At 68.4% G+C, this 22,509-nt stretch carries 13 protein-coding genes; 5 read left to right on the top strand and 8 right to left on the bottom strand.

Annotated features, from left to right (window positions below; all coding sequences use genetic code 11):
• Positions 1-16: 16 nt before the first annotated feature.
• The 4 genes from FAZ79_RS02255 to mrcB all read right to left on the bottom strand — a co-directional run bounded on the left by FAZ79_RS02255 (position 17) and on the right by mrcB (position 7,905).
• On the bottom strand, positions 17-2,578 hold the full coding sequence (locus FAZ79_RS02255; RefSeq protein ID WP_136866290.1) for a bifunctional diguanylate cyclase/phosphodiesterase: 2,562 nt from the start codon (positions 2,576-2,578) through the stop codon (positions 17-19).
• A gap of 163 nt (positions 2,579-2,741) precedes the next feature.
• Positions 2,742-4,739 carry an ATP-dependent DNA helicase gene (locus FAZ79_RS02250; protein WP_136866289.1) on the bottom strand — a complete coding sequence of 666 codons (1,998 nt, stop codon included), beginning with the start codon at positions 4,737-4,739 and terminating at the stop codon, positions 2,742-2,744.
• Positions 4,736-5,338 (bottom strand): tetratricopeptide repeat protein, encoded by a 603-nt coding sequence (locus FAZ79_RS02245; protein WP_136866288.1) that lies wholly within the window; start codon positions 5,336-5,338, stop codon positions 4,736-4,738. Before FAZ79_RS02245 ends, FAZ79_RS02250 begins: the two co-directional genes overlap by 4 nt.
• A gap of 107 nt (positions 5,339-5,445) precedes the next feature.
• The gene (gene mrcB, locus FAZ79_RS02240) at positions 5,446-7,905 is read right to left on the bottom strand and encodes a penicillin-binding protein 1B (protein WP_169303532.1); all 2,460 of its coding nucleotides are present in this window, start codon (positions 7,903-7,905) and stop codon (positions 5,446-5,448) included.
• A 402-nt stretch (positions 7,906-8,307) separates the two neighbouring features.
• Here mrcB and FAZ79_RS02235 point away from each other — a divergent pair, with 402 nt between their 5' ends.
• Positions 8,308-9,822: a bifunctional aminoglycoside phosphotransferase/ATP-binding protein gene (locus FAZ79_RS02235; RefSeq protein WP_169303531.1), complete on the top strand. Its 1,515-nt coding sequence runs from the start codon at positions 8,308-8,310 to the stop codon at positions 9,820-9,822.
• Positions 9,823-9,994: 172 nt separating this feature from the next.
• On the opposite strand, the gene FAZ79_RS02230 is transcribed toward FAZ79_RS02235, so the two are convergent.
• The 3 genes from FAZ79_RS02230 to alaC are packed head-to-tail and all read right to left on the bottom strand — an operon-like array spanning position 9,995 to position 13,987.
• Positions 9,995-11,431: an exonuclease domain-containing protein gene (locus FAZ79_RS02230; protein WP_169303530.1), complete on the bottom strand. Its 1,437-nt coding sequence runs from the start codon at positions 11,429-11,431 to the stop codon at positions 9,995-9,997.
• 4 nt (positions 11,432-11,435) lie between these two features.
• A complete protein-coding gene (locus FAZ79_RS02225; protein ID WP_136866349.1) occupies positions 11,436-12,749 on the bottom strand; it encodes a homoserine dehydrogenase in 1,314 nt (437 codons plus the stop codon).
• 29 nt (positions 12,750-12,778) lie between these two features.
• Complete coding sequence (alaC, locus tag FAZ79_RS02220; protein WP_136866284.1) at positions 12,779-13,987, bottom strand: alanine transaminase; 1,209 nt, start codon at positions 13,985-13,987, stop codon at positions 12,779-12,781.
• A 390-nt stretch (positions 13,988-14,377) separates the two neighbouring features.
• Between alaC and FAZ79_RS02215 the strand changes: the two genes are divergently transcribed.
• The 3 genes from FAZ79_RS02215 to FAZ79_RS02205 all read left to right on the top strand — a co-directional run bounded on the left by FAZ79_RS02215 (position 14,378) and on the right by FAZ79_RS02205 (position 18,919).
• Entirely contained in the window at positions 14,378-16,336 is a 1,959-nt protein-coding gene (locus FAZ79_RS02215) for a methyl-accepting chemotaxis protein (RefSeq protein ID WP_136866283.1), read from the top strand.
• A gap of 133 nt (positions 16,337-16,469) precedes the next feature.
• Positions 16,470-18,047, top strand: coding sequence for a BCCT family transporter (locus FAZ79_RS02210; protein ID WP_136866282.1), 1,578 nt, complete (start codon positions 16,470-16,472; stop codon positions 18,045-18,047).
• Positions 18,048-18,115: 68 nt separating this feature from the next.
• Positions 18,116-18,919 (top strand): dienelactone hydrolase family protein, encoded by an 804-nt coding sequence (locus FAZ79_RS02205; protein ID WP_197039105.1) that lies wholly within the window; start codon positions 18,116-18,118, stop codon positions 18,917-18,919.
• Between the two features lie 78 nt (positions 18,920-18,997).
• Here FAZ79_RS02205 and FAZ79_RS02200 read toward each other — a convergent pair whose 3' ends face one another.
• Entirely contained in the window at positions 18,998-19,240 is a 243-nt protein-coding gene (locus FAZ79_RS02200; RefSeq protein ID WP_136866281.1) for a hypothetical protein, read from the bottom strand.
• 257 nt (positions 19,241-19,497) lie between these two features.
• On the opposite strand from FAZ79_RS02200, the gene FAZ79_RS02195 reads away from it, so the two are divergent.
• Positions 19,498-22,503 (top strand): PEP/pyruvate-binding domain-containing protein, encoded by a 3,006-nt coding sequence (locus FAZ79_RS02195; protein ID WP_136866280.1) that lies wholly within the window; start codon positions 19,498-19,500, stop codon positions 22,501-22,503.
• Positions 22,504-22,509 lie beyond the last annotated feature (6 nt).

Below are 22,509 nucleotides of genomic sequence, written 5' to 3'. Positions count from 1 at the left end.
CGCGGTGCGCGACCGGTCAGTCGGTCGCGGCGGGCAGGTAGCGCATCGGCGATGGCGCCGGCCGGCCGATCAGGAAACCCTGAGCGTAATCGATGCCGAGTGCGCGCACCTGCTCGAGCACCTCCTCACTCTCGACGAACTCGGCGACCGTGTGGATCTCGAGCTCGCGGGATAGCTCGGCGATCAGGCGCACGAAGGCGCGGTCGCGCGAATCCTCGAGCAGATTGAGGATGAAGTCGCCCTCGATCTTGAGGTAGTCGATCGGGAAGTGCTTGAGGTAGTGGAACGAGGAGAAGCCCGAGCCGAAGTCGTCGATCGCGAACTTGAAACCCTCCAGGCGCAGCTCCTGGACGAACTTCTCCAGCACCTGGATGTTCTTGACCGTGTCGCGCTCGGTCAGCTCGAAGACGATGCGCGATTTTTCCACGCCGGCCATTTCCACGATCCGGCGCACCGTGGGGATGAACTCGGAGAGCACCAGCGCCCGCGGCGAGAGATTGATGAACACCAGCCCGGCAAAACCGGTGGCGGCCACCTCCGCGAGGGCCTTCTCGATCATGATGTAGTCGATCCGGTCGATCACGCCCATCTTCTCGGCGATCTCGATGAACTCGGAAGCGCCCATGATCGTCTCGCCCAGGTCGATGCGCGAGAGCACCTCGACGGCCTCGATGCGGTCGGGCCCGGTGGCGAGTATCGGCTGGAAGTACGGCACGATCCGCTTTTCCTCGACGGCCCGGAGGATGGTCAGGCCCTTCTCACTGATCGAGCGGAACACGTCCATGACGTCCTCCTCGCTCGGCACCGCCACGCGCGCCTTACCCTCGGCCTTGGCCTTGTACATCATGTTGTCGGCGAACAGGAACAGGTCCTTGGGCTCTTGGGCATGGTCTGGATAGACCGCGATGCCGATCGACACCGAGGCGGAGACCGGGTCGCCGTCCGGCGCGGTCAGCACGATGCCGTCGGTCTCGGCGAGCACCGCGTTGGCCGTCACGCAGGCCTTCTCCAGATCGGTCTCCGGCAGCACCACCACGAACTCGTCGCCACCGTAGCGGGCGAAGATGTCGCCGCGCTTGAGACCCTTGCCGATGGCATCGGCGAAGGCCTTGAGGAAGGAGTCGCCGAAGGCGTGGCCGTAGCTGTCATTGACGAGCTTGAAGTTGTCCAGGTCGATCAGCAGCAACGCGAAACGCTGGTCGTGGCGCTGGGCCCGGTCGATCTCGTAGCCGATCAGCTCCCAGAACACCCGCTGGTTGTAGAGGTTGGTGAGCGGGTCGCGGGTCGCGTAGTACTCGAGATCGCGGGTGTACTTGAAGATCGCCTTGACCGAGCCGACCACGTTCAGGAGCGTCGAGAGCACGCTCTCGATCACCAGCAGGCGCGTCTCGTCGTTGACCGTCTCGGCCTGCACGCCGATGCCGACGATGCCGCCGATCTTGGGCGAGTCCACCAGCAGGGACTTCACCTGCACCCGCACGTCGGACTCGTCGAGTTCGATCAGCGCGCCGTCGTGGTCGGCGACGTGGTGGTTGATATGCACCAGCGTCGCGTCGCTCAGGTTGGGATGATCGACCATGTGCTCGCGCACCGCCCGCTCGAGCAGCTTGCGGCTGTCCTCCGATGGCGGCGAGCGCCAGAAGACGTCCAGGTCGAACAGTTCGTCGTCGACCTTGAAGATCGAGAACAGGGTGTAGGTCTCGATCACCTCGTTGATGTCGGTCATCAACCGGCAGATGTAGTCGTGCCAGTCGCGTACCACCTCCGAGGTGATGATGAACTTCTCCAGCAGCTTGATCTCGAATTCGAGCAGGTCGCGATCGACCGCCACGCTGCGGAACTTGCCCACCAGCTCCTCGAAGCTGCGGAACACGCGGTTGAGCTCGTCGAAACCCAGATCGGTGTCGCCCAGCGAGAGATTGCGCAGGTCGGCGACGCGGTTGACCTTGGCGGCGTTCTCCTCGAGCAGCTCGACCGAGCGGGTGATGCGCCGGTTGACGAATACCGTGATCAGCCCGGCGCCGATGATCGGCAGCGGGGCGAGCAGGATCAGCCAGAAGAAGAAGTTCTCGCGTGCCTCGGCGATCGCCGCGGAGAAGTCCTGTTCGACGTCGATCACGCCCAGCACGTCGCCCTCCTCGGCCGTGGCGTGGCAGGCCAGGCACTTGGCCTCGGCGCGCAGGGGGAAGGTGTAGCGCACCGCGTGTTGCTCGACGTGCTCGAGGGTGCGCCCGGAATCGAACACCGCTGCCACCGAGTCGTCGATCGGGGCCTGGTCGATCTGGCCGTACTGCTCGGCGACCACCGGGCCGCGGTAGATCTCCAGGTCGTAGCCGCTGCCGGCCAGCGCCTGGCGGTTGGCCTCGACGAAGTCCTCGAGCTGCTCGCGGGTCCAGCCGGTGCTCATCAGCTGGTACATAGAGGCGAAGGTCGAGCGCGCCAGCAGATCCGAGTCCTTGAGCGCGCTCTGCTGCACGGACTGGTTGAAGATGCCGGAGACGATCAGGTAGGCCCCGCCGAAGAACAACAGCGAGACGAGCAGGGACATCGCGAGGATGAACGACTTGATGGTGCGCATGCGAGGTATTTCGCGATAACCGTGAACCAATCCGCTGCGCCTCCCTGGCTCGGACGAATCAGCGGGTGGTATGTAGCCAGACCGATACACTCAACGCAGCGTCATACTCAGTTAATGGAAGACTGATATACCCCTTGCACCGGCACACCGACGCGACACGGCATCAAATCGCGTTTTCGGCGCTCTTTTCTTGGGATTCGGTCGGGCGGGTGAGCATGTCACGCGCCACGCGACCGTCACGGGTGCGCCGCATCGGCGGCAGGGCATCGAGGATGGTCCGGCCATAGCCCTTGGACTGCAGGCGCGGGTCGCAGAGCACCATGACCCCGGTATCGGCCGTGTCGCGAATCAGCCGGCCCACACCCTGCTTGAGGGTGATGATCGCCTCGGGCAGCGCCATGTGCACGAACGGCACCAGCCCCTTGTCCTTCAGGCGCTGCTCGCGGGCCGCGCGCACGGGGTCGCCGGGCGCGGCGAAGGGAATCCGGTCGATCATCACCAGCGACAGCGCCTCGCCGCGCACGTCCACCCCTTCCCAGAAACTCTGCGTGCCGAGCAGCACGCCGTTGCCCGCCTCGCGGAACGCCTCGAGCAGGGCCGACTTGGCCTGCGTGCCCTGCACGAACAGCGGCAATTCGGTCAGGTGCTCGCCGAGCGTCTCGGCGGCGAGCTTCAACGCCCGGTGGGAGGTGAACAGCAGGAACGCCCGCCCGCCGCTGGCCTTCAACAGCGGGTAGACGGCACGCAATGACGCGAGCGTGTGCTCGCGCGCCCCGCCCGGCCCGGACGGTTCGGGCAGGTTGGGCGGCAGGTAGAGCACGGCCTGGTTGGGGAAGTCGAACGGCGACTCGACCTGCTCGCAGCGGGCATCATCAAGGTTCATGCGCCGCGTGAAATGACTGAAGTCCTTGCCTGCCGCGAGCGTCGCCGAGGTCATGATCCAGGCGCGCGGCGCCGATTCGACGTGCGATTTGAGCTGCCCCGCGGCGTTGACCGGCGTGGTGTGCAGGGTGAATGAGCGGGTGCGGCGCTCCACCCAGCGCACCGCGTGGCCCTGGGTTTCGGCCTTGCCCTCGCGGAAGGCGGCGAGCTCGTCGCGCAGCCCCTGCGCCCGGCCCAGCAGCGCCTGCAGTCCCTTGCCCCGCGGGGCGGCGATCTCCAGTTCCCGCACCAGCCCGTCGAGGGCCTCGCCCAGGCGGTCGAGCGCCTCGGTGACGCTCGCCTGGTCGGCCAGCTCCGCCCAGGGCAGACGCTCATTGTCGATGTGCGCCAGGGCCTCGAGCACCGGGTCGGTCGATGCCTTGAGCGTATCGGCGGCCTCGGCAAGGCCCGGCTGGTCGCGCGCCTCGTGCTTCTGCTCGGCGCGGGTATCCGCGGCAAGATCGCGCAGCTGGCGCGAACCGATCGCCTCGCCGAAGAACATCGAGGCGATCTCCGGCACCTGGTGGGCCTCGTCGAGCACCACCACGTCGGTCTCGGGCAGCAGTTCGGCAAAGCCGGTCTGGCGCAGGGCCAGGTCGGCGCAGAACAGGTGATGGTTGATCACCACGATGTCGGCCTTCTGCGCCTTCTCGCGCGCCTTGACCACGAAGCACTCGTCATAGAGCGGACACTCGCGACCCAGGCAGTTGTCGTTGGTCGAGGTGACCAGCGGCCAGATCTCGTGGTCGTCGCCGACGCCGGGGCAGTCGGCGCGATCGCCGTCGATCGTCCGGCCCGCCCAGTCACGAATGCGGTTCAGGGCCCGCGCGTCATCGCGGCGCGGCAGGCGCGCCTGCTCACCCGCGAGATCGAGACGGTACTTGCAGAGGTAGTTCGCCCGCCCCTTGAGCAGGGCCACCTTGGCCTCGACGCCCAGCAACTCGCGCAGGCGCGGCAGGTCGCGGTCGAACAGCTGGTCCTGCAGGTGCTTGGTGCCGGTGGAAATCAGGGCGCGCTTGCCCGAGAGCAGTACCGGCGCGAGGTAGCCGAAGGTCTTGCCCACACCGGTGCCCGCCTCGAGCACCAGGGTGTGCTGGTCGTTGATCGCGTCGCGGATCAGCTCGGCCATGCGCCGTTGCCCCGCGCGCGGCTGGTAGCCCTCGAAGGCACCGGCGAGGCGCCCCTCGTGGCCGAAGACGTCCTCGAGCCCCAGCGAACTCCGGCGATTCGTTGCGGTCATGCCGCCAGGCTTGCCCCGTCGCGGCCAGCCGCTTCGCTGCCGGCGCGTTCCTCGGCCTCGCGTGCCCCGGCCTCGTCGCCTTGGGCCCGGCGGGCCTTGGCTACCAGTTGCCAGGCGGCCGACAGGGTGCGGTTGTCCCGGGCGTGCTCGACGGCGCGCAGGGCCAGTTGCTCGGCCTGCTCGGGTTGATTCTGTGCCAGGCGCAGCTGGGCCAGATCAAGCCAGAGGCGCGCGTTGCCGGGCTCGATTTGCACGGCACGTTCCAGGGTCGACTGCGCGCCGGCCAGATCACCCGACTGGCGCCGCTGATCGGCCTGCTGGACCAGGGCGAGCACCGCCGGCGAGGTCGCCGGCTCGCTCGATTGCTTCTGGCGATCCGTCGGCAGGGCCTCCTCCTGGATCTCCGGGGTCGACAGCGGGGTCGAGCGCACCTCCGGCTGCGGCTGGGGTGCCGGCTCGCTGCGCGGCTCCGAGGAACCCGGCGGCGGGGTCATCGGCGCGCAGGCGGCCAGCAACAGGCCGGCGCAGCCCGCCACCAGGGCGCGGGCAGCGAACCGGGACGGAAAACGAAGGGGTGCGGTCAAGGGGCGGCTATGCATGGGTCGCTACCTGATAAGTCCGTAAAGGGTGGGTCATCGTAACCCGGCAAGGCCGGGCGCGGGGAGACGCCCTCACGCGAACCGGCCAGGCATCCCGGCTCGGCCATTCACCGAAACCAGTCCCAGATCGTGCCGGCATCGTCGTCACGACCGCCCCGGCCACCATCGCAATCGGTCGCCGCGTCGGGCAGGTGGGAGGCAATGAACGGCAGGGCCTCGCCGGGACAACGATCCGGCACCACGAATTCGCGCTCGGGGTCCACCCGGGCGAAGCGTATGCCGCGTGGCGGGGTCATGTCGCGTGGCTGGTTGTCGAGCGTCGCGAAGGTCGCGCCCCACAGCGGCAGGGCCGCGGTCGAGCCGGTCAGGTTGGCCGGCCGGTCGTCGTCCCGCCCGACCCAGATCACGCCGACCCGGTTGCCGGTGAACCCGGCGAACCAGGCATCACGCCCGTCGTTGGTGGTGCCGGTCTTGCCCGCCACGCCCACCGAGGGCGGGATCATCTGGTTGAGCCGCGTGGAGGTCCCCTCGGCTACCACCGTCTGCAGGCCGTACTGCAGCAGGTAGAGCGGCTCGCGGTCGGCGGCGCGACGCACGTCGAGCGAGTAGCGCGACAGCGGCTTGCCGTCGCGATCGACCACGCTGCGGATCGCGCGCAGCGGCGTCATGAAGCCGTCGGCCGAGAGCGTCTGGTACATCTGGGCGACCTCGAAGGGCGTCATGCCCATCGAGCCGAGCAACATCGAGGGGTAGAACGGCGACGGTCGCGGGCCGCCGAGGCGCTCGATCGTCTCGGCGACCGAGTCCAGGCCAACGTCCATCCCCAGCCGCACGCTGGGCACGTTGCGCGAATGCGCCAGTGCCTCGATCAACGGCGTCGGGCCGCGGAAATCGCGCCCGTAGTTCTGCGGCTCCCAGTCCTCCGAGCCGCGCTGCTCGACGGTGATCGGCTCGTCGGCGATCTCGGTGATCAGGTTGTACTCGGCCGGTCGCGAGAGCGCGGTCAGGTAGATCGCCGGCTTGATCAGCGAGCCGATCTGCCGGCGGGCATCCAGCGCGCGGTCGTAGCCCTCGTAATGCACGTCACGCCCGCCGATCATCGCCTCGATCTCGCCGGTGCTCACCGAGGCGATCACCCCGGCGGTCTCCAGGGTTCCGCCCTCGAGCCCGCGACTGGCCTCGACCTCGTCGAGCCGGGCCGTGCTCTGCTCGAGCGCCTCCTGCACCCGTGGACGCAGGGTGGTGAAGATATTCAGCCCGCGCGTCTGCAGGTCCTCGGGGTCGTATTGCTCGACGAGCTGGCGCCGCACCAGGTCGACGAAGGCCGGGTGCCGCGCCCGCGACCCGGCTCCATCGAGCACGCCCAGCGGCCGCCCCTGCCATTCGGCACCGGTGGTCTGGTCGACCAGGCCCAGCTCGATCATCACGTCGATGACGACGTTGCGCCGGGCCAGCGCCCGCTCGGGATTGCGGCGCGGGTTGTAGTAGTTGGCGCCCTTGACCATGCCCACCAGCAGGGCGACCTGCTCGGGCTTGAGTTCGTTGATGGGCCGGCCGAAGTAGAAGCTCGCCGCCAGACCGAAGCCGTGGATGGCTCGCCCGCCGTCCTGGCCGAGGTAGACCTCGTTGAGGTAGGCCTCGAGGATCTTGTCCTTGGGGTAGTGCCACTCCATCTCCAGCGCCATGATCATCTCGGCGAACTTGCGCCGGTAGGTGCGCTCGTGGGTGAGGAAGAGGTTCTTGGCGAGCTGCTGGGTGATCGTGCTGCCGCCCTGCACCCGCTCGCCGGAGACCAGGTTGGTCAGGAAGGCGCGCAGGATGGCGGTGGGCACGACACCGTGGTGGTCGTGGAAGGCGCGGTCCTCGACGGCCAGCAGCGTGTCGAGCAGCAGGGGCGCCTCCTCCTTGACCTCCTCGATCGCGAGCAGCACCCGGTCCTCGGCCCGGTTCGGATAGAGTGTCCCGATGGAGCGCGGCTCGAGTCGGACGATGCCGAGCGACTCGCCGTCCGGGCCGTCGAGTTCGGTCACCTGTCCGCCGACGATTCGCACGTCCACCCGGCGCGAGGGTTGCTCGCCGTCCGGGAAGGCGAACGACCGCCGGTGGAACGAGACCTGGTTGCCGCGGCGGCGGAAGGTGCCGGTCTCCTCGAGCGAGTCGGCGGCGACGTAGTTGAGCCGCTCGAGCGCGGCGGTCAGGCTGTCGAGGTCGATCGACTGACCGACGTAGATCTCGTCGGGGGCGGCGTAGACGGTCGCGGGCATGGTGAACAGCGCACCCTCGAACCGCTCGGTGACCCGCTCGTTGAGGTACCAACCCCAGGCGGCCAGCAGCGGCAGACCGATGGCCGCCGCCAGTAGCACGCCACGCAGCGCCCAGCCGAACAGCCGCGCACGCCAGCCCCGATTCGGGCGCCCCTGGCGCGTGCCCCGCGCCGCCTGACGCCGGTTCGTGGTCTTGCCCGCCGTCGTCCGGCGCGACCGGCTACCGCGCGCCTTGCTGCCCCGGGCGCCCCCCTTTGCGGTGCTATTCGCCTTGGTGCTGCCACTGCCCTTTCTGGATGCCACGTTCAACCCACGCTGTTACACTTTTGAAAATAAGTCCGACCGCGATGTGGCGCGGTCAAGGGAACCTCTGCACGAATGCCATGCCGCTGAAGCGCGTCTTGAGCCGGGCAGATGCAAGGCGTTCGTCCGCCGCGGAAGGGTCGCTCCCTTTCCAAGGACGACAACGCAGCCGATGCCCGACTCAAGGCGCGCCCGGCGGGGCCTGTCGAGCCGCCCGTGATCGGCGTTGCGTCGCCTTGTCACGAACGGCTCTACAGGCCAGAGTGGCATGGCATTCGTGTAGCGGTTCCCGAAACGCCAGTCTATCAGCCCGGACGACGGGCGAGTGACCGCCGCCCCGGCGGTTTGCCGCTCGCCGGTCGCCCCGCCTGCTTTCCCGATTCGACCCAACCAGGAGCGCCCATGGCCGAGCACCCGCAAGAGCGACTGATCGAACGGTTCAAGGAGAACCTCGCCGAGAGCGATTCCTCCCTCGAGCACCTACAGACCCATATCTCGCACGTGTTCCTGACCGGCCCCTGGGCCTACAAGGTCAAGAAGCCGATGAACTTCGGTTTTCTGGATTTCTCCAGCCTCGACCGCCGTCGCCACTTCTGCGAGGAGGAGCTGCGCCTCAACGCCCGTCTGGCCCCGGAGCTCTACGACAAGGTGCTGGGTCTGGACGCCGACGGCAAGCTGATCGAGGCCGACGACGGTGCCGAGGAATTCGTCATCCGCATGCGGCGTTTCGACCAGGCCGACCGGCTCGACCACGTCGCCCGGCGCATCGGGTTGGACGAGGCGCTGGTCGAGCAGATCGCCAGCCAGATCGCCGCCTTCCACGCCAAGGCCGAGGTGGCCGCCGCCGAAACGCACTTCGGCGAGCCGGACACCGTCTGGGCGCCCATGCAGCAGAACCTCGAGCAGACCGCCCCCCTGTTGGAGACCGATGCCGATCGCGAGCGACTGGCCGAGATGGAGCGCCTGTCGCGCGCGGCCTTCGAGGCCATCCGCCCCACCCTCGAGCAACGCAAGCGCCAGGGGCACATCCGCGAGTGCCACGGCGACATGCACCTGGCCAACATGGCCCTGCAGGACGGGGTTGTGACCATCTTCGACGGCATCGAGTTCAATGACGATTTCCGCTGGACCGACACGGCCAACGATCTCGCCTTTGCGCTGATGGACCTGCACAAGCGCAAGCTGATCGGCCCCGCCCGCCAACTGCTCAACCGCTACCTGGAACTCAGCGGGGACTACGAGGCGCTGCCGACCCTGCGCTTCTACCAGGGCTACCGCGCCGCGGTGCGCGCCAAGATCGCCCTGCTCGGCCTGCGCGACGGCATGCCCGACGAGGAACGCGAGGCGGCCTGGCAGGACTTTCGCGACTACGCCGATCTCGCCAACGCCTTCTTCACCCCGGCCCAAGGCGAGCTGTTCATCACCATGGGCGTGAGCGGCAGCGGCAAATCGCTGGCCAGCCGCGAACTGGTGCTCGCCCGCGGCGCGATCCGGGTACGCTCGGATGCCGAGCGCCAGCGGATGTTCACCGATCCGGCCGAGCGCTACACCCAGATGGCGAGCGACAGCACCTACCATCGGCTGGCGGAGATCGCCCGGTTGGGCGCATCGAGCGGCTGGCCGATGGCCATCGACGCGACCTTCCTGGAACGCGCCCGGCGCGCGCAGTTCGAGTCATTGGCCGACGAGCTCGGCGTGCCCTACACCATCCTGTTCATCGAGTGCGACAACGAGCAATTGCTCGAGTACCTGCGCGAGCGCCAGGCACACGGCGGCGACATCTCGGAGGCCGACGAGCAGGTACTGCAGCATCAGCTGCAGAAGCTCGAGTCACTCGGCCCCGACGAGGCGCGCCACTGCGTACGCCTCAAATGCGATGCGCCGTTCGGGCCGCAGATCGCCGAGCGGTTGGGGTGATGGGCTGATCGGCGTCTGGCCCCTACGCCGTTGAGATGAGGTGACATCGGGGTGCCGTTGGAGATTTCGCGGCTAAAGCCGCTCCTACACCAGTGACGGGAAACCGTGGGAGCGGCTTTAGCCGCGAATCGCGTCGGTCTTCCCATCGACCGAACCGATTGGCTCGCCCGACTCACTCCACCGGCTCGACCTTCGCCCCACCGCGGATGGCATCCACCGCCAGGCGGTACATGTCGATGTCCAGCGGGTGATCGTCGCCGGCGGCCAGCAACTCGGCCACGTCGGCGTCCGTGCGGGCCGTGCCGAGATAGCGCCAGTGGCGGAACAGGTGGCGCTCCTCCCTCTCCTCGCGCGTCTCGCGGATCGCCATCGCCCCGGGATAGGGCCAGGCCTCGAAGGCAAGCGGGCCCAGGGCCTGCTTCAGACGCAGCCGGTGCGCGAGCTCGGGCTCGCGCCCGGCGCACAGGCCGCCACACTGCCCGATCTGGTGGGCAAAGCAGGCGCGCCCCGCCCCGTTCTCCAGCTCGAGAAACTGCGGACAGAGCCGGTATTCCTTGGCCAGCTCGCCCAGACGTTCGCGCGCCTTCATCCGCGAGCGGAACACGCCATGCACCCGCCCCAGGTCCGCGGGGTCGACCTCGTCGACCTGCACCAGGCGCGGCGGCTCGCCGGACTCGTCGTCCCAGTACCAGGCCAACAGGCCACGACGCGCGCGCAGGCGGCGGTTGAAGATCGGCTGCTCGCGCTTGACCAGCCACGCCTCGGTGAGCAATGCCCCGATCTCCCCGGCGGTCTCGATCCAGTCGATGTGATGGGTCTGCTGCGCGATGCGCATCTCGCGGTCGCTGCGGTGGTCGTCAGCAAAATGCGAGCGCACCCGTGAACGCAAGTTGACGCTCTTGCCCACGTAAAGGAGCGCCCCCTCCTCGCCGAAGAATCGATAGACCCCCGGCACGGCAGGCACCGCGTCCAAGCGGGCGGGGTCGAGGTTGGGCGGCGTGCTGGCGCGCTTGTGCTGCCGGCCGAGCGCCTCGAGTACCGCCTCCACGCCGTCGCGCTCGACAAAGCGGGCCAGCAGGGCCGGCAGGGCCAGGCAGTCGCCCATGGCCCGGTGACGGTCGCCCACGGGCAAGGCATGACGGGTGATCAGGGCATCGAGGTTGTGACGGCGCTCGCCCCGGTCGAGGCGACGCGAGAGCTTGACCGTGCACAGCTCGCGCAGCGGGACCACCTGGCCGGCGGCACGAAAGGCATTGCGCAGGAAGCCGGCGTCGAAGCGGGCGTTGTGGGCGACCAGCCAGCGGCCGTCGAGCAGCTCGCGCAGCTCGTCGACCAGGCGGGCGAACACCGGGGCGCCCGCCACCGTGTCGTCGCTGATGCCGGTCAGGCGGGTGATGGTCGGCGGGATCGCCACACCCGGATCGACCAGGCTCTGGAAGGGCTCGCCGACCACGCCGTGGTCGACCGGAATGATCGCGACCTCGGTGATCCGGTCCCGTGTCGGCCGCGTGCCGGTGGTCTCGATGTCGACGAAGGCCAGACGGTCAAAAGGCGCGGGCAGGGATGCCAGCGCCTCGATGCACGTGCCGGGTTGCAGCAGCTCGGTCAACGCGTCAACCGTCGAGGGTCTCCACGCGCATGCGCACGACCGGGGCCCGGACGGTGTCCAGCGCCTCGATCTCGGCGAGCGCATCGTCCATGTCCTTCTCGCGCACCTGGTGGGTGAGCATGACGATCGGCAGCGTGCGCTCGTCCTCGGTCATCTCCTTCTGCATCATCGCCTCGATGGAGACCTCGTGGTCGGCCAGGATCTGGGCGATCTTGGCGAGCACGCCGCGCTTGTCCTCGACGGCAAAGCGCAGGTAGTAGGCCGTGGCGATCGAGTCCATCGGCACGACCGTCATGTCGCTGATCTGGTCCGGCACGACGGCCAAGTGCGGCACGCGGTGGGTCGGATCGGCGGTAAGCGTGCGCACCACGTCGACCAGATCGGCGACCACCGCCGAGGCGGTCGGCTCGGCCCCGGCCCCGGCGCCGTAGTACATGGTCGGACCGACCGAGTCGCCCCAGACCAGCACGGCGTTCTGCACGCCGTCGACGTTCGCCAGCAGGCGACGCTCGGGGATCAGCGTGGGGTGGACGCGCAGCTCGACGCCGTCGTCGCGCTGGCGCGCTATCCCCAAGTGCTTGACCTGGTAGCCGAACTCGCCGGCGTAGCGCACGTCGTCGGTCTCGATGCCCGAGATGCCCTCGGTGTAGACCTCGTCGAACTTGAGCGGCATGCCGAAGGCGATCGCGGCGAGGATGGTCAGCTTGTGGGCCGCATCGATCCCCTCGACGTCGAAGGTGGGGTCGGCTTCGGCGTAGCCCAGGTACTGGGCCTCGGCGAGCACCTCGGCGAACGCCCGCCCCTCGTCGCGCATGGCGGTGAGGATGTAGTTGCCGGTGCCGTTGATGATGCCGGCCAGCCACTCGATGCGGTTGCCCGCCAGGCCCTCGCGGATCGCCTTGATGATCGGGATGCCACCGGCGACGGCCGCCTCGAAGGCGACCATGGTGTGGTGGCGCTGCGCCAGCTCGAACAGCTCCATGCCCTCGTGGGCGATCAGTGCCTTGTTGGCGGTGACCACCGGCTTGCCCAGCTCGAGCGCGCGGCGCATCAGGTCGCCGGCGGGCTTCATGCCGCCGATCAGCTCGACCACCACGTCCACTTCCGGGTTCTCGACCACTTCCATCGGGTCGGTCGTCAGCAGGATGCCCTCAAGCGGGCAAATGCGCGGGGCGTCGAGATTGCGCGCCGAGGCGTGCACCACCTCGATGCGACGGCCGGCGCGGCGGGCGATCTCCTCGGCGTTGCGGGTCAGCACATTGACCACGCCGCCGCCGACGGTGCCCAGGCCCAACAGGCCGATGCGCACCGGCGGCAATTCCTCGTACTGATTCGTCTGCATGTCGCTCATTGTCCTCCCTCCGACGGCACGGGCACTCCGTGGGCACGGAACATCGCCTTGATGCCACGGATCGCCTGCCGGGTGCGGTGTTCGTTCTCGATCAGGGAGAAACGCACGTGATCATCGCCGTAATCGCCGAAGCCGATGCCCGGCGAGACGGCCACCTTGGCCTCGGCCAGCAGGAGCTTGGTGAATTCCAGCGACCCCATGTGGGCGAAGGCCTCGGGGATCTTGGCCCAGACGAACATGGTCGCCTTGGGCGGCTCGACCGGCCAGCCGGCCGCGTTCAGGCCCTCGCAGAGCACGTCGCGGCGTCGGCGGTACATGTCGCAGATCTCGTCGACGCAGGTCTGGTCGCCCTCGAGCGCGAGGATCGACGCCACCTGGATCGGCGTGAAGGTGCCGTAATCGAAGTACGACTTGATCCGAGCCAGCGCGTTGACCAGCGTCGGGTTGCCCACCATGAAGCCCACGCGCCAGCCAGGCATGTTGTAGCTCTTCGACAGGGTGAAGAACTCGACCGCCACGTCCTTGGCGCCCGGCACCTGCATGATCGACGGCGCCTTGTACCCGTCGAAGACGATGTCGGCATAGGCCAGATCGTGCACCACCCAGATGCCCGCCTCGCGGCAGATCTCGACCACCTTCTCGAAGAACTCCAGGTCCACGCACTGCGTGGTGGGGTTCGCCGGGAAGTTGAGGATCAGCATCTTCGGCTTGGGCCAGGTCTCCTTGATCGCCCGGGTGAGCTCCTCGAAGAAGTCGACGTCCGGGGTCAGGCGCACGTGGCGGATATCGGCATCCGCGATCACCGACCCGTAGGGATGGATCGGGTAGGCCGGGTTGGGCACCAGCACGGTATCCCCGGCCGACATGGTCGCCATGGCGAGGTGGCCGAGGCCCTCCTTCGAGCCGATGGTGACGATGGCCTCGGACTCGGGGTCGATCTCCACCTCGTAACGGGTCTTGTACCAGTTGGCGATCGCCCGGCGCAGGCGCGGGATCCCCTTGGACTGCGAGTAGCGATGCGTGTCACCGCGCCGGGTGGCCTCGACCATCTTTTCGACGATATGCGGCGGTGTCGGCTGGTCGGGATTGCCCATGCCGAAATCGACGATGTCCTCGCCGGCGGCACGCGCCTTCGCCTTGAGCTCACCAATGATATTGAAGACGTAGGGCGGCAGTCGCTTGATGCGGGCGAAATGTTCGTTCACTTGGATTCTGATGCGTCTTGGAAGGGTGGACGAAACGCGGCCCGGCCTGCTGATGGGCCGAGCTCGGGCAAAGGGTACAAACAGTAAGGAGCGGCGCCCATCCTGTCAATCCGCGTGGCCGCCCGAACGGCCCGAAAAGCCGCCCCGTCCGAGGGTGACCGCCCCGTCTGAGCCGATCGAACCATCAGCGCACCGCAGGCTGCACAAAATCTGTTTATTGGCATATACGAACAAGCTGACCTACGGTCGCTCGCGTCGATAAAAACCACACAAAACCAAGGGATTTGGTCGGGCATCGATCGGCGCCGAGGAAGCCAGCCGCGGGCTCGCGCCGTTTTACCCCGCCGACTCATTTCGTGAAACCAGTCGCCACGGAGGGAACGCAACACCATGAAGGTCAATCTCCCGGTCACCCAGCACAACGTCGACTACCCCGCGGACATGCAACTGATCTCGACCACGGACCTCAAGGGGCAGATCACCTACGTCAACCAGGACTTCATCAAGGTCAGCGGCTACGCCTGGGACGAGCTCATCGGCCGACCGCACAACCTCATCCGCCACCCGGACATGCCCCCGGCCGCCTTCAAGGACCTCTGGCAGACCATCAAGGCCGGACGCGTCTGGCATCAACTGGTCAAGAATCGCTGCAAGAACGGCGATCACTACTGGGTGGATGCCTACGTCACGCCGGTCTACGCGGGCGACGAGATCGTCGGCTACCAGTCGATCCGCACCAAGCCCAGCGAAGCGGCTATCGCCAAGGCCGAGGCCTGCTACCGCTGGATGAACGAGAAAAAGGTCGAATCGCTGCCGAAAAAGCGGCGACTGGCCGACCTGAGCCTGTTTCACGTCACGCTGGTCGTGCTGGGCCTGCTGGGACTGGTCCAGCTCAACGAGCTGCTGGCCCCCGACTGGATGAATGACGCCTTGGTCTCCTCCCTGCCGGTAATCGAGCTGTTGCTCACCGTCGGGCTGGGACTGCTGCTCTGGCGTGGTGTCTTCCGCCCGCTGGCCCAGACCAGCACCATCCTGCGGCGCATCGCCGGCGGCAAGCTGCGCCAGCCCATTCACGTCAGCGGCGAGAACGAGATCGGCCGGATCAACCAGTCGGCCAAGTTGTTGCAGGCGCGCCTGAGCACCGTGTTCGGCCAGTTCACGGAGTCGGCGCTGTCGCTGACCGCCTCGGCCGACCAGCTCTCCGCCACCGGCGCGCAGACCTCGCAGCGCATGGACCAGCAGACCCGCGAGGTCGAACAGGTCGCCACGGCCATGAACGAGATGGCGCAGACGGTCGAGGAAGTCGCCCACAGTGCCGCGCGCACCGCGGAGACGGTCGAGCGGGCCGACCGCGAGGCCCACGGCGGCAAGGAACAGGTGCGGCGCACCCACGCGGCCGTCGAGGAACTCTCCGGCCAGTTCGAGCGCACGGCCGAGTCGATCGAGTCGCTGCGCGAGCACGGTGACCGGATCGACAGCATCATCCAGGTGATCGGCGGCATCGCCGACCAGACCAACCTGCTCGCGCTCAACGCCGCCATCGAGGCGGCCCGTGCCGGCGAACACGGTCGCGGCTTTGCCGTGGTCGCCGAGGAGGTGCGCTCGCTGGCCAGCAAGACACAGGACTCGGCGGGCGAGATCCGCGAAATGATCGAGACGTTGCGCCAGGGCATCCAGTCGGCGGTCGACAGCGTCGAGCAGGGACGCGGGCGCATGGACGAGGTCGAACAGCAGGCCGGTGCCACCGACCGCGCGCTCGACTCGATCACCGAGGCGGTCGACGAGATCAGCCAGATGAGCACGCAGATCGCCACCGCCACCGAACAGCAGAGCGCGGTGGCCGAGGAAATGAGCCGCAACATCACCTCGATCTCCGGCGAGACCGAGGAAACCACCGAGAACAGCCGCGAGGTCGCCGACGCCGGCCAGGCGCTCTCGGCCATGGCCGCCGACCTGCAGGCACTGCTGGCCCAGTTCAATACCGACGCCAGCGCGACCTTCGACTTCGCCTCGGCCCGCGCCGCCCACCTGGCCTGGAAGACCCGCCTGCGCGCGTATCTCGCCGGTGACCACGACGCCCTGGATGCCGACAACATCGCCTCCGACCACGATTGCCAGCTGGGCCGCTGGTACTTCGGCCAGGGCAAGCGCAAGTACGGCGATCTGCCCGCCATGGCCGCGATCGAGGAACCGCACTGGCAGCTCCACCAGAAGGTCAAGCAGATCATCGACCTCGACCGCAACGGCGACAAGGCGCAGGCCGAGCGGGAACTGACCGCGGTCGACCGGCTATCCGACCGGATCGTGAGCCTGCTCGACGAAGTCGAACGCGGCACGCAGGCCGCCTGACCCGATTCGGGCCCGGCAGCAGCGCATTCGCGGCCACGCATGCTAAGGTCGCGGGGATTTACGCGGATTCACATTCACTCGGTCACGGACGACCCGCCCCCGTGGGACGTCCGTCACCACGAGGGACTTCCCCATGAGCCAGACCTCGCCTTCCCGCCCCAGCAACGAAACGACCGCCGAAACCGGCCTGGCCCGGTTCGGCGACCCGCTGGTCCTGGTCCTGACCATCGGTTTCGTGATCGCCTTCATCGGCCTGTCCCTCTGGGACATGGACCGGGTAGCCGACGGCATCGGCACCGGCTTTGCCTGGACGGCACGGGTGCTGGGCTCCTACTTCCAGGCCTTCCTGCTACTGACCTTCTTCATCGGCATCGGGGTCGCGCTCTCGCCGGCCGCCCGGGCAACGGTGGGTGACCTGGAACGGCCCGAGATGAGCACGTTCAAGTGGCTCTCGATCATCATGTGCACCCTGCTGGCCGGAGGCGGGGTGTTCTTCGCCGCGGGCGAGCCGGTCTACCACTTCCTGGTCACCCCACCGGCCTTCGACACCGAGGCGGGCACGGCCGAGGCGGTCGCCGGCGCGCTGGCGCAATCGTTCATGCATTGGGGCTTTCTCGCCTGGGCGGTGCTGGGTTCCCTGACGGCCGTGGTGCTGGCCTACGCGCACTACATCAAGGGCCAGCCGCTGCGCCCGCGCACCCTGCTCTACCCGGTCTTCGGCGAGCGCATCATGCGCGGCTGGTTCGGCGGCGTGGTCGACTCGTTCTGTGTGATCGCGGTGGTCGCCGGTACCGTCGGGCCGATCGGCTTTCTCGCCACGCAGTTGAGCTTCGGCCTGTCCGAGCTGTTCGGTGTGCCGGCGACCTTCGCCACCCAGCTGGGCATCCTCGCCTTCCTGGGCGTGATCTACATCACCTCGGCGGTCACCGGCGTGCACCGCGGCATCCAGTGGCTCAGTCGCTTCAACGTGCTGCTCGCGATCGCGATCGGCGCGGTGATCTTCATCTTCGGTCCGACCCTGTTCCTGGCCAACGCCTACGTACAGGGCATGGGCACCTACGTCTCCTCGTTCTTCACCATGGCCACCATGACCGCCGAGACCGCACCGGGCTGGTGGATGCAGTGGTGGACCGTGTTCTTCTTCGCCTGGTTCATCGGCTACGCGCCGCTGATGGCGGTGTTCGTCGCGCGCATCTCGCGCGGGCGCACCATCCGCCAGATGATCCTCGCGGTCGCCGTGATGGCACCGATCGCCACGACCATCTGGTTCACCCTGCTGGGCGGCTCGGGCATCCACTACCAGTTGAACGGCGTGTTCGACCTGGCCGAACCCCTGAACAACTTCCAGTTCGACGTGGCCACGCTCACCGTCGCCCAGGCCCTGCCGGGCGGCACCTGGATGGCCGCGGCGATCCTGCTGCTCACCCTGATCTTCGTCGCCACCACCGGCGACTCCATGAGCTACTCGATCGCCATGGTCGGTTCGGGGCACGATGCCCCCCACCCGCTGATCCGCGCCTTCTGGGGCGGCGTGATGGCCGTGATGGCCGCCATGCTCCTCTACATGGGCTCGGGGCAGATCAGCGTGCTCCAGCAGTTCATCGTCATCACCGCCATCCCGGTGTCGCTGATCCTGCTGCCGTCGCTGTGGACCGGGCCGAAGACCGCCTACGCCATGGCGCGGGCGCAAAAGCTGCTCCCCGAGGATTGAGCCGGCGTGGCGCGACGGGGCTGCCTATACTCCGGGCGGTGACGCCCTGACCCCACTGGAGGAGCCCCATGAAAACCACGCAAATGACTCGAAAGACCCTCTCCCTGCTGCCGGCGAGCCTGCTCGCCGCCGGCCTGGCCGCTCAGGGCCCTGCCCTGGCCGACAACCACGGCGGCAGCTGGGAACCCAGCGGCGAGGACATCGGCTACGAGGTCGGCAACGAGACCTTCGAGGGCTACCTCTCGCCGGCCGAGGGCGAGTCGCGCGGCACGGTGCTGGTCATCCACGACTGGGACGGCATCGACGACTACGAACGCCAGCGCGCCGACATGATCGCGGCGATGGGCTTCGATGCCTTCGCCGTCGACCTCTACGGCGAGGGCAACCGTCCCCAGGAGACCGGCGCGAAGAAGGCGGAAACCCAGCGTCTCTACCAGGATCGCGAGCGCATGCAGACGCTCACGCGCGCCGGGCTGGAATTCGCCCGCCAGCAGGGCGTGGCCGAGGAGACCGTCGTGATGGGCTACTGCTTCGGCGGCGCGGTGGTCCTCGAGGCCGCACGCAACGGCCTGGTCGACCAGGCGCGCGGTTTCGCCACCTTCCACGGCGGCCTCGGCACGCCGGAAGGCCAGAGCTGGTCCGATCCGGGCGCACCGATCCTGATCGCCCATGGCGGGGCCGACTCGATGATCTCGATGAACGACGTGGCCACGCTTTCCGGCGAGCTCGAGGACGTCGGGGCGACCTACACCATCGAGGTCTACTCGGGCGCCCCGCATGCCTTCACCGTGTTCGGCACCGGGGCCTACCAGGAACGCGCCGACCAGCAGTCCTGGACCGCGTTCACCGAGCTGCTCGACCAGGCCTTCTGAACCACGACCCTCACCCCGAAACGAGAAAGGCCCGACGCACGTCGGGCCTTTCTGCATTCAGGCGCGCGGCACGCCGGATCAAGCGCGCTGCCACCAGCTGGTGCGCGACTTCAACTTCTCGATGTGCTGGCGCACCGCCCGCGAGGCGGCTGTCTGGATGATGGCCTCGCGCTGGAGCTTCGGCACCCCCTGGGCGTGCTCCCAGTGGGCCATCCGCTCGGCCAGGGCAGTCTTCAAGGGCTCGATCTCGACCGGATTGTGCTCGAGCCAGTCGAGGGCGAACTTGATGGCATCGCTGGTGAGTATCTCGCGGTTGGTCATGGATCAGGGAACTCCGGTCAATGGGTCGGCTGGCGGCATGCGGGTCGGGGAATTCCGAGCGTCCTTGATCGTCCCTTCGGCGAAACGGTTCGCATCCTACCGAATCAGGCGGTGAGACACACCCCTCGCCCCAACGTTCCCCCGATGTCGTTGCCGGCCATCGCCTGCCATCGAACCGGATCAACCCGGCTAGACTGGTCGTGAGGGCGAACAGAACGCCCGGCGACCACGCCCCGGCACGGAGGAGCCCCGCAATCATGTCCGGCCTTGTCACCTCGACACTCGCCCCGGCGAGACGCCCCCGTCGCGCGCCCCTCCGCGCCGCGGTGGTCGCGCTGGCCTTGTTGCTCCTCGGCTCCATGATCCCCGGCCAGGCGCCCCGCGCCGACGAGGCGGCGGCCGCGCCGAGCCTGGCGGAAATGCGCGACTGGATCGAGGCGATGAAGGCCGCCCCGCGCGGCCCCTTCACGCGGATTCGCTGGTTCTGCGAGGACGGCACGATCCTGCCGCCCCAACCCTTTGCCTGCCGGGCTCACGGCGGCGGCATCCAGCACGGCGAGTGGAGCGAGCGCACGCAGGCCATCCGCGCCCAGGGATACCCGCTCGCCACGCTGCTCGCCGAACTCGAGCCGGCCGACTATCTCGGCCCCGACGGGCAACATGAACGGCTCCGTCAGATCCTGATCGAGCGCTTCCTGGTGCGCGCCGACGACGGCTGGGTCTTCCGCCGCGCGCGCTACTACCGCGGCGCGATCCAGCTCGAGGACGAGACCCGCCAGTCGCGCGAGCTGTTGCTGGCCCTGGCCGACGATCCCTGGTGGCAAGCGCCCGACCGGTTCCTGCTGCTGCGCGAGGCCGTGCGCCTGCTGCCGGTCGATGGCGACCACCCCGCGGCCACCCGCGCCCGGGACCTTGCCATCGAGGTCGCCGAGGCCGACCCGGGCTTCCAGGAGCTGCGCATCAAGCTCCACGGCATGCCGGATGCCGGCGACATCCAGCGCGTGCGCGACTACGCGAAAGCCAACCGCGACCCGGCACTCGACGCCCCACTGGCCGAGCTCGCCGGGGCGCTCGAGACGCTCTACGCGCCGCGAGCCGCGGTCGAACGCCTGCGCGCCCTGGGCGAACACGCCCCGGACGACCGGCTGCGCGGCGTACTGCTCGAGGCGGCGGACCGACTCGAGCACAGCGCCTCCCTGACCGATCGGCTGGCCGAAACCGGCCGGATCGCGGGCGCCCTGCGCGAACGCATCGAGACGAACACCCGTTCGCCGGCGGCAACCCTGCGCCTACTTCAGGCGAGCCTCGCCCTGGAACAGGAAGGCTTCGCAGTCGCCAGCCGGCTGGTCGAACGTAACGCGGACACGGCGGACACGGCCGCCAGCCGCCGCGAGCAGCTGACGTGGCTCCGCGCCCTGGGCGAAAGCCTGTACGGCGCGGGCCTGCTGTCGGCACGCCAATGGCGGCATCTGGCCACCGCGATCGACGGACTGCTCGAGGGGCCATCGCCACCCGCCTCGCGATACGCCACCGAACTGGCGTACCTCGCCCGCGTCCCCGGCTGGGCACAGCGCGCGCTCGGCTTTCATTTCGATCGTGCCATCGAGCGGTGGGCCGACCTGACGCCAATGGTCAGGCACTTCACCCCGGATCGCCTGCGCGACAGCCCGTTGCTTTTCTACAGCCGCCTGCTCGACGGCCTGCGCGACGATGCCGGCCGACTGACCGATACCCGACATCGTCTGTTCGGGGCGTCGCTCGCCACCGGGCTGCGCCCGCTCAATCCGGGCCTGGCCCGCGGCGTGCTGCACCTCCCCCCGGCCGATGGCGAACCGTTCGACCGTCAAGGCATCTATCTCCTCCCCGAGACCACCGCCACGCTGCCGCCGGTCGCCGGCATCCTCACCCGCGGCGAAGGCAACTCGCTCTCGCACGTCCAACTGCTCGCGCGCAACCTCGGCATTCCCAATGTGGTGGTCGAGGACGACCTGGTCGATCGCATCGAGGATCATGTCGGCGACCGGGTGGTGCTGGCCGTCAGCCCGGGCGGGCGCGTGCAGCTGGCACTCGACGGTCCCCGATGGCAACCGATAGCGGGCGACGGCGAACCCGCGACGGACCCGCCGATCGAGCCCGACTGGGACAAGCTCGACCTCGACGCCACCGCCCTGCGCCGCCTGCACGACTTGCGTGCCGACGACTCCGGCCGGCAGGTGGGCCCGAAGGCGGCCAACCTCGGCGAGCTGGCACACCACTATCCCGAACAGGTCAGTGCCGGGCTGGCGATCCCGTTCGGTGTCTTTCGCGAGCTGATCGAGCAGCCGATCGAACCCGACGGGCCCAGCACCCTCGACTGGCTGGCCGGCGAATACCGGCAACTGCGCCAGATCGAGGACGTCGCAGCGCGCGAACGCGCCACCGCCGAGGTGCTCGAGCGCATGCGTCGCTGGCTCGCGACGGCCGAGTTGCCCGGCGATTTCCGCGAGCGGTTGCGCGAGCGGCTGATCGAGAGCTTCGGCTCGGCGGACACCGCCGGCGTGTTCGTGCGCAGCGACACCAACGTCGAGGACCTGCCCGGGTTCACCGGCGCGGGACTCAATCGCACCGTGGCCAACGTGGTCGGCTTCGAGGCCATCATCGACGCCATCCGCGAGGTGTGGGCCTCGCCGTTCACCGAGCGCGCCCACGCCTGGCGCCAGGCCCACATGCAGACGCCGGAACACGTCTACCCGGCCGTCCTGCTGCAGGCGACGGTACCGGTGGACAAGTCGGGCGTGCTGGTCACCGCCGACCTCGACACCGGCGACCGGCAGTGGCTGAGCATCGCGGCCAGCGAGGGGCTAGGTGGCGCGGTCGACGGGCAGGCAGCCGAGGAATTGCACGTCCACCGGGACAGCGGCGCCGTGCGCCTGCTCAGCCAGGCCACCGCCCCCACCCGGCTGGCCCCGCGCCCGGGGGGCGGCATCCAGCGACTCGCCGCCGAGGGGCCGTCGACCCTGCTCTCGTCGGCGGAGATCGACCGGCTGCGCGCCCTGGCCGATGACGTCGAGGCACGCGGATTGCTGGCGACCGATGCGACCGGCCAGCACCCGGTGGCCGACATCGAGTTCGGTTTCGTCGACGGTCGACTGGCCCTGTTCCAGATCCGCCCGTTGGTGGAAAACCGGCGTGCCCGCGCCGATGCCTACCTGGTTGCGCTGGACCGGCCGATCCTCGATACCGCGGGCGAATCGGTCGATCTAGCGCGCCCACCACGGCGATAACACGAC

This window comes from Guyparkeria sp. SB14A, from assembly GCF_005096345.1.
Classification (GTDB): domain Bacteria; phylum Pseudomonadota; class Gammaproteobacteria; order Halothiobacillales; family Halothiobacillaceae; genus Guyparkeria; species Guyparkeria hydrothermalis.
This window is presented reverse-complemented; position numbering and strand designations above follow the sequence as displayed.

Bases quoted from the DNA above. Each gene is read 5' to 3' on its own strand.
- FAZ79_RS02250 (WP_136866289.1), bottom strand. From the start codon at position 4,739: ATGACCGCAACGAATCGCCGGAGTTCGCTGGGGCTCGAGGACGTCTTC.
- FAZ79_RS02205 (WP_197039105.1), top strand. From the start codon at position 18,116: ATGAAAACCACGCAAATGACTCGAAAGACCCTCTCCCTGCTGCCGGCG.
- FAZ79_RS02235 (WP_169303531.1), top strand. From the start codon at position 8,308: ATGGCCGAGCACCCGCAAGAGCGACTGATCGAACGGTTCAAGGAGAAC.
- FAZ79_RS02255 (WP_136866290.1), bottom strand. From the start codon at position 2,578: ATGCGCACCATCAAGTCGTTCATCCTCGCGATGTCCCTGCTCGTCTCG.
- FAZ79_RS02215 (WP_136866283.1), top strand. From the start codon at position 14,378: ATGAAGGTCAATCTCCCGGTCACCCAGCACAACGTCGACTACCCCGCG.
- FAZ79_RS02200 (WP_136866281.1), bottom strand. From the start codon at position 19,240: ATGACCAACCGCGAGATACTCACCAGCGATGCCATCAAGTTCGCCCTC.
- FAZ79_RS02210 (WP_136866282.1), top strand. From the start codon at position 16,470: ATGAGCCAGACCTCGCCTTCCCGCCCCAGCAACGAAACGACCGCCGAA.
- FAZ79_RS02195 (WP_136866280.1), top strand. From the start codon at position 19,498: ATGTCCGGCCTTGTCACCTCGACACTCGCCCCGGCGAGACGCCCCCGT.
- FAZ79_RS02245 (WP_136866288.1), bottom strand. From the start codon at position 5,338: ATGCATAGCCGCCCCTTGACCGCACCCCTTCGTTTTCCGTCCCGGTTC.